The 7,727-nt window shown below is 58.6% G+C and carries 6 protein-coding genes and 1 pseudogene; 5 read left to right on the forward strand and 2 right to left on the reverse strand.

The annotated features are described in order from the left end of the window. Both R6T97_RS14430 and R6T97_RS14435 read left to right on the forward strand, forming a co-directional pair. Positions 1 to 1,138 (forward strand): annotated as a pseudogene (locus R6T97_RS14430) (glycogen debranching enzyme GlgX); the annotation flags it as partial. Positions 1,139 to 1,169: 31 nt separating this feature from the next. Beyond that, positions 1,170 to 2,801 carry an alpha-D-glucose phosphate-specific phosphoglucomutase gene (locus R6T97_RS14435; RefSeq protein WP_410349993.1) on the forward strand — a complete coding sequence of 544 codons (1,632 nt, stop codon included), beginning with the start codon at positions 1,170 to 1,172 and terminating at the stop codon, positions 2,799 to 2,801. A gap of 2 nt (positions 2,802 to 2,803) precedes the next feature. On the opposite strand, the gene R6T97_RS14440 is transcribed toward R6T97_RS14435, so the two are convergent. Next, positions 2,804 to 4,411 carry an alpha-glucosidase gene (locus R6T97_RS14440; RefSeq protein ID WP_410349994.1) on the reverse strand — a complete coding sequence of 536 codons (1,608 nt, stop codon included), beginning with the start codon at positions 4,409 to 4,411 and terminating at the stop codon, positions 2,804 to 2,806. 133 nt (positions 4,412 to 4,544) lie between these two features. Next, a complete protein-coding gene (locus R6T97_RS14445; RefSeq protein ID WP_410349995.1) occupies positions 4,545 to 5,603 on the reverse strand; it encodes a zinc ABC transporter substrate-binding protein in 1,059 nt (352 codons plus the stop codon). A 77-nt stretch (positions 5,604 to 5,680) separates the two neighbouring features. Between R6T97_RS14445 and R6T97_RS14450 the strand changes: the two genes are divergently transcribed. From R6T97_RS14450 to R6T97_RS14460, 3 genes are read left to right on the forward strand one after another with little or no spacing between them, the layout of a single operon-like run. Then, positions 5,681 to 6,178, forward strand: coding sequence for a transcriptional repressor (locus R6T97_RS14450; RefSeq protein ID WP_410349996.1), 498 nt, complete (start codon positions 5,681 to 5,683; stop codon positions 6,176 to 6,178). Further along, a complete protein-coding gene (locus R6T97_RS14455) occupies positions 6,175 to 6,912 on the forward strand; it encodes an ATP-binding cassette domain-containing protein (protein WP_410349997.1) in 738 nt (245 codons plus the stop codon). The genes R6T97_RS14450 and R6T97_RS14455 overlap by 4 nt, the downstream gene beginning before the upstream one ends. After that, positions 6,912 to 7,709 (forward strand): metal ABC transporter permease, encoded by a 798-nt coding sequence (locus tag R6T97_RS14460; RefSeq protein ID WP_410349998.1) that lies wholly within the window; start codon positions 6,912 to 6,914, stop codon positions 7,707 to 7,709. The genes R6T97_RS14455 and R6T97_RS14460 overlap by 1 nt, the downstream gene beginning before the upstream one ends. Positions 7,710 to 7,727: the final 18 nt, after the last annotated feature.

Raw genomic sequence — 7,727 nt, forward strand, 5'->3', positions numbered from 1 at the left:
TTTCGAAAACCCGTTCGTCATTCGTCTGGTCATGGACAGCCTGCGCTATTGGGTCGAGGTCATGCATGTGGACGGCTTCCGCTTTGCTCTTTGCACGGCCTTGGGGCGTACGGCACGCGGGTTCGAACGTGACGGGCCCTTCTTTCGCGCCATCGGGCAGGATCCGGTGCTCAATCAGGTCAAACTGATCGCAGAGCCGTGGGATATCGGGCCGGGGGGCTATCAACTGGGCGCTTATCCCGCCCCGTTCGCCGAATGGAACGACAAATACCGCGACAACGTCCGCGAATTCTGGCGCGGGGATGCAGGCAAGGTCAGAGACGTTGCCGAGCGGCTGGTCGGGTCAGCACCTTACTTTGATCATGACGGTCGGGCTGCGACTTCATCACTGAATTTCCTGACCGCGCATGACGGTTTTACCCTGCACGACACGGTCAGCTATAGCCGCAAGCATAATCTGGCCAATGGCGAGGACGACAGGGACGGGCATTTCAACAACCGTTCCGACAATATGGGTGTCGAAGGGCCGACCGATGACGTCCAGATCAACGCCGCCCGCATACGCCGCAAACGCAATATGATGGCGACACTGATGCTGTCACAGGGCACGCCGATGATGCTGGCAGGTGATGAGTTGAGCAACTCGCAAGGCGGCAACAACAACGCCTATTGTCAGGACAATGAAATCGGCTGGGTCAATTGGCCGGAAGAGGATGATCCGTTCTTTACCTTTTGCCAGCAGGCCATTGCCTTTCGCAAGATGCACCCGTTGTTGCGCCAGACACGTTTCCTGCATTCGCGTCAGCGTCTGATTGATGGCGAGCCTGATCTGTTTTGGCGTCGCGCTGATGGTGAAGCGATGCAGCAAGAGGATTGGGACAACCCGGCCCTCGATACGCTGGTGGCGGAAATGCGGATGGCGTCAGGGTCACCTGAATATGTGAAACGTGAAGGGGCGTTGTTGGTGGTTCTCAACCGCGGGGAGGCGGTTGAGATCACGGCCCCCGATTTGCCACAGGGTGACGTTTGGGTGCGCCGCTTTGATACCAGTCAGGATGATGCGATCAAGGTCACGCCGGGAATGCGGATCGCTGCGGACAGTGTTGTGGTATTCTCGCATGAGACAGCAGAGGACTGATCTGCAAAGATGTAACGAGGGAGGACAAGACATGCCGATACACACCGTACGGACCACTCCGATTGATGGCCAAAAGCCGGGGACCAGCGGTCTTCGCAAGAAAACGGCCGTGTTCAGGCGACCTCACTTTTTGGAAAACTATGTGCAGTCGATCTTTGACGGGATCGGCGGGGTTGAAGGCAAGACGCTCGTGATTGGTGGCGATGGCCGTTTCTTCAACGATGCGGCGATCCAGATCATTTTGCGCATGGCATCCGCGAACGGTGCAACGAAGTGTATCGTGGGGCAGGGCGGTATCCTGTCCACGCCTGCGGCTTCTCATCTGATCCGGCTGCGCAAGGCGGACGGTGGCCTGATCCTGTCAGCCAGCCATAACCCGGGCGGGGCGAATGCCGATTTTGGATTGAAGTATAACGGTCCCAACGGTGGCCCGGCATCAGAGGCCGTGACGGACAAGATCTATCAGCGCACCAAGACGCTTGATCTTTACAAGATTTGTGCTGCGGATGACGTCGATCTTGGCGCGATCGGGATGCAGTCATTGGAGGATATGGCGGTCGAGATCGTAGACCCTGTGGCTGATTATGCCGACCTGATGCAGACAATCGTCAATTTCGACAAGATCCGCGCACTATTCTCGGGCGGGTTCACGATGTGCTTTGACGCGATGCATGCGGTGACCGGCCCCTACGCACATACGATCCTTGAAGACATGCTGGGCGCGCCGAAAGGCACTGTCCTCAATGGCACGCCCAGCCCTGATTTTGGCAAGGGCCACCCTGATCCCAACCCGATCTGGGCCAAGGAATTGATGAATCGCATGTATGGCGCCGATGCTCCCGATTTCGGTGCGGCCTCTGATGGCGACGGGGACCGCAACATGATTGTCGGGCGCGCGGCCTATGTAACGCCGTCTGACAGTCTGGCGCTTTTGACGGCCCATGCGCATCTGGCCCCTGCCTATCGTGGCGGACTGGCGGGGGTTGCACGCTCCATGCCGACATCGCGGGCGGTTGACCGCGTGGCAGAGAGCCTCGGGATTGCGTGCTATGAGACTCCGACGGGCTGGAAGTTTTTTGGCAACCTTCTGGATGCAGGCAAAGTGACGCTGTGTGGCGAGGAAAGTGCCGGCACCGGCTCTGACCACGTGCGTGAGAAGGACGGGCTTTGGGCGGTTCTCTTGTGGCTCAATATCTTGGCCGAGACCAAGAAATCGGTTTCCGATCTGATGGCTGATCTTTGGGCTGCGCATGGCCGCTGCTATTATGCGCGGTTCGACTATGAGGATGTGGAAAGCGACAAGGCGAACACGATGATCGACGCTCTGCGTGCAAAGCTGCCGACGCTGGCGGGGGCCAAGATTGGCGCGATGACGGTGGCGGCCGCGGATGAGTTTTCCTATCTGGATCCTGTCGATGGTTCGGTGTCGTCAGGGCAGGGCCTGCGGGTCGCCTTTGAGGGTGGTGCGCGCGCGGTGTTCCGTTTGTCCGGAACAGGGACGCAGGGGGCGACGATCCGGCTTTATCTGGAGCAGTTGGAAACCGATCCGCATCACCTGCAAGACGACCCGGAAACGGTCTTGGCCAATGTGCGCAATGCAGCATTGGAGATATCGGACTTGCAGGCGATCACAGGCCGCCATGCACCGGATGTGATCACTTGATCCTAGAGCGGAACGGTTGCCCCGTGTGACAGGTAGACAAACCCGTTGCCTTCCAGAACCAGAGTATCGTTGGTCAGTGTGGCGGCCTCGCCCATCGCAATCTCGGCCGCAGCTTTGAGCGGTACGGTCTGCTTCTCTGCCGACAGGTTGAAGACGCAAGTCAGTGTCTGTGCATTGTCTGTGCGGGTAAAGGCCAGCAGCGGTTCAGGCAGAGAAATGAAGGTTGTTTTGCCACGCGACAGCGCAGGGCTGGCTTTGCGGTAGGCGATCATCGCCTTGTAATAGGCCAGAACGCCGCCAGGCCCTTGTTGGTCGACGGCCTTGGCCGCCTGTGGTGGCTTTACGGGCAACCACGGCTTTCCGGTTGAAAACCCTGCGTTTGGCGCATCTTTTTCCCACACCATCGGCGTCCGGCATCCATCGCGCCCTTTGACGGCTGGCCAAAAGCGGATTGCGGGGGGGTCGGTCAGCTCTTCAAAGACCAGTTCGGTTTCGGTCTGGCCCAGCTCTTCTCCCTGATAGATCCCAATGGTCCCTTCAAACGACATCAGCATCGCACAGGCAAGCCGCGCCATGCTGTCCTCTGAAACGGCATGTTCGGCCCAACGGGAGACCTGACGTGGCACATCGTGGTTGCTGAACGACCAGTAGGGGTGGCCGTCCGGTGCGCCGTGCTGGAAGCCTTCGATGCAATTGCGAAAGTGCTCTGCGTTGAAATCCGGCCCCAGCATCGCAAAGCTGTACGCCATGTGCAGACGGTTTGTCCCCGCGGTGTATTCACCCATGATCTCGATCGACCGATGGCCCATTTCGCCAACTTCGCCGACCATCATGATATCCTCATACTGATCGGTCAGAGCGCGCAACCGTTCCAGAAATCCAAGGTTTTCAGGGCGGGTCTTGTTGTAGATGTTGTTCTGCATCCCGTAGAGGTCGGTTGCCATGACCTGCGGTTTAGCCTGTGCAGGCGGATTCGAGCGCAGCTTTTTGTCGTGGAAATAGTAGTTGACCGTATCCAGACGGAACCCGTCCAACCCGCGATCCAGCCAGAATTTGCAGGTTTGCAGGATGGCGTCCACCACATCGGGATTGTGGAAATTCAGATCGGGTTGCGACGCCAGAAAGTTGTGCAGATAGTATTGGCCGCGCTGTGGATCAAACTCCCACGCAGGGCCACCGAAATGGCTGTGCCAGTTCGTGGGAGGCGACCCGTCAGGAAGGGGATCGGCCCAGACGTACCAATCGGCCTTGTCATTGTCGCGGCTGACCCGGGATTGCTTGAACCATTCGTGCTGATCAGAGGTGTGCGACAAAACCTGATCGACGATCACTTTCAGGTCGCGGGCGTGGGCTGCGGCGATCAGTTCGTCAAACGCGGCCTGATCCCCGAATAACGGATCGACCGACAGATAGTCCGATACATCATATCCCATGTCAGCCTGTGGTGAGGCAAAGATCGGGGACAGCCAGATACAATCCACGCCCAGTTCCGCGATGTGATCAAGCCTGCGGGTGATCCCGTTGAGATCTCCGACACCATCGCCTGTGCTATCCTGATAGGACCGCGGATACACCTGATAAATCACGGCACTGCGCCACCACTCTTGCATTTTGATGTTCTCCGCGCAGCCTATGACCAAGATCCAAAGTGACCTATGGTTAACCAGTTGCATCGCGCGAGTGCAAGGATTTGATGTGGCAGGGGCGTGATCAGGATGGCCACGCCCCGATTTTCAAACGTGCTTACATGCAATCGGCGAGTGTCGTGGCCAGATTGCGGATGAGTTGCGGATAGAGAGCAGGCCCCGGTTCAAGATCGGAACCGAGCGGATCGCTCACACCGGTATTCGCTTGGGTGCCTTCCAGCACTGTGGCCACGATACCCGGGTTGAACTGTGGTTCGGTCAATACGCAGTCAATGCCTTCTTCGCGGACCCGTTTCTGAATCTCGGCGATACGCGCAGGACTTGGGTCCGTCGCATCACTCAGCGAGATGGCCCCGGAAGCGGGAAAGTCGAAATCTGCCTCGAAATACTGATAGCCATCATGGAAGACAATGAAGCTGCCGCCCCGCACGGGCTCCAGAGTTGCGTTCACCTGTGCATTCAAGGTTTCGAGTTCTGCTTGCCCTGCGGCGGCATTTGCAAAGTAGGCGCCTGCATTCTCGGGGTCGGCTGACGATAATTCGGCCGCGATCAGATTGAACCATCTCGCTGCGTTTGACGGCGACAACCATGCATGCGAATCGTAGGCACCGTGGTCATGTGCATGGTCGTCTTCGTCATTGTCATGCGCGTCCTCGGCGTGTTCCTCGTGGTCATGCTCATTCTCATGGTCCTGCCCGCTTTCGGCATGCGCCTCGTTATCATGCTCCGCCTCATGGCCGTGTTCATCTTCGGCATGGTCTGCATCATCGTGCTCATCCTCATGGCCATGCTCTTCAAACAAAGCCCCTTCGCGGAAATCGAGCAGCATGGTTTCATCCGCATCCAAAAGCGTGAGAACGCGGGCATCCCCGGCGAGCGTCGTGATCGCGCCTTCCATCCATGGCGCAAGATCTTCGCCCATCCAGACCACGATATCGGCATCCTGCAATGCTGTCGCCTCGGATGGGCGGAGGCTGTATTCGTGGGGTGACGCACCGGGGGGGAGGAGAAGGGTAGGGGTGCCAACGCCTTCCATGACGCGGGCAACCAGTGAATGTACCGGCGCGATATCAACCGCGACGTTTGGCACATCTGCCATGGCCGTGCCGCCCATCAACGTGGCGATTGCGGAGAGTGATATGAGCTTTCTGGACATCGGAACACCTTTGTGATTTTATAACATTGCGATGGGATTATATGATATACAATAACATTACAAGTGAGGCGCGACGCATGTCTGCAAAAAAAACGATCCCGATCGGATTTGAAGAGCACGACCATAAGGTTTGCGTCGCACAGGCTTTGTCCGGGGCCGAAGCGCGCTGCGCCGCTGAAGGATTGCGCCTGACGCCCGTCCGCCGGAAGGTTCTGGAGCTTTTGTTAAAGGAACACCGCGCACTTGGCGCATATGCCATTCTTGATCTTTTGCGGGACGCGGGATTCGGATCGCAGCCGCCAGTTGCCTATCGCGCTCTGGATTTTCTCGCGGAACACGGTTTTGTCCATAAGATCGAACGACTGAACGCCTTTGTGGCCTGCGCCCACCCGGGCGAGCGCCATTCGCCCGCCTTCATGATCTGCCGTCTTTGTGATGCGGTCGCCGAAGCGCAATCATCGCCTGCCAAAGGCGGGCTGGGCGCTGCGGCACAGGCCGCAGGGTTTCAAATTGAAAAGACGGTCGTAGAAGCCGAGGGCGTTTGCCCCGCCTGTGCGGAAAGGGCCAACACATGAGCCTAGTTGCCGTCAAGAACCTGAGTGTCGCCTACGGTGCAAATACAGTCCTGCGCAATGTGGACTTCAATTTGGAACCAGGCGAAATCGTCACGATCGTCGGCCCCAACGGATCGGGCAAGACAAGCCTCTTGCGGGCGATTATCGGTGCGACCAAGCCCACGACAGGTAAGGTGACGCTGCGGCCCGGCCTGAAGATCGGCTATGTCCCGCAACGCCTGCATATTGATCCGACCCTGCCGATCACCGTCGAGAGATTCATGCGCTTGGCAGGTGATGTATCGAAGGCAGACTGCCAGGCGGCGCTGCAAACTGCAGGCGTGCCTGACCTGCTGAAACGGCAGATGTCACAGCTTTCCGGCGGTCAGTTCCAGCGCGTCATGCTGGCCCGCGCCTTGATCAACCGCCCTGATGTCTTGCTGCTGGACGAGGCGACACAAGGGCTGGATCAGCCTGGCTCGGCTTCCTTTTACCGCCAAATCGAGGCGGTGCGCCGCGAAACCGGATGCGCAGTCCTGATGATCAGCCATGAATTGCATGTGGTGATGAGCGCCTCTGACCGGGTGATCTGCCTGAACGGTCACGTCTGTTGCGAAGGGGCACCGGAAATCGTGGCCTCTGCGCCCGAATACCGTGCGCTTTTCGGGTCGGGCACTGGCGGGGCGTTGGCGCTTTATCGCCATGATCATGATCATGACCATGACCACCCACACAGCCATGAGGCCGCAGAGTAATGCTTGATGATTTCATGACCCGCGCCACGCTCGCGGGCGTTGGTGTCGCATTTGCCGCCGCCCCGCTTGGCTGTTTTGTTGTCTGGCGGCGGATGGCCTATTTTGGCGACGCCACGGCGCATGCCGCCATTCTGGGGGTGGCTCTGGCGCTTGCGCTCGAGATGTCGGTTTTCGCGGGCACGATGGCGGTCGCGCTGATCATGGCGCTGACTGTGACGCATCTTGCCGGGAGGGGATATGCGATGGATACGCTTCTGGGTGTGCTGGCCCATTCCGCCCTCGCGTTCGGCCTTGTGGCGGTCTCTTTTCTGTCCGGCATGCGGATCGACCTGATGGCCTATCTGTTTGGTGACATTCTGGCGGTATCGCGGATTGACCTCATGGTGATCTGGGGCGGTGCTGCGCTGGTGGTCGCACTGATCGTCTGGCGATGGTCGGCGTTGTTGACGTCTACCTTGAACGAAGAACTGGCCTATGCCAGTGGCCTTGATCCACGGCGGGAACAACTCATCCTCACGATCGCGCTGGCTATCACGGTGGCCGTTGCGATCAAAGTAGTCGGGGTGCTTCTTATTGCGGCAATGCTGATCATACCGGCCGCCGCTGCGCGCGGCCTTGCCCGCACACCCGAGGCTATGGCGGGGATCGCTGCCGTGATCGGAGCCATCTCGGCTGTCGCCGGTCTTCAAGGCGCCTATCTGTTCGATACTCCGGCAGGACCTTCCATCGTTTGCGTCGCAGCTATTCTCTTTGCCGGTTTGAACCTCGTTGGTTGGCGCAGCAAAAGCGGTATATGAGCCATCAGGGATGCGTGC

Source organism: Yoonia sp. (assembly GCF_046498525.1).
Lineage (GTDB): Bacteria > Pseudomonadota > Alphaproteobacteria > Rhodobacterales > Rhodobacteraceae > Yoonia.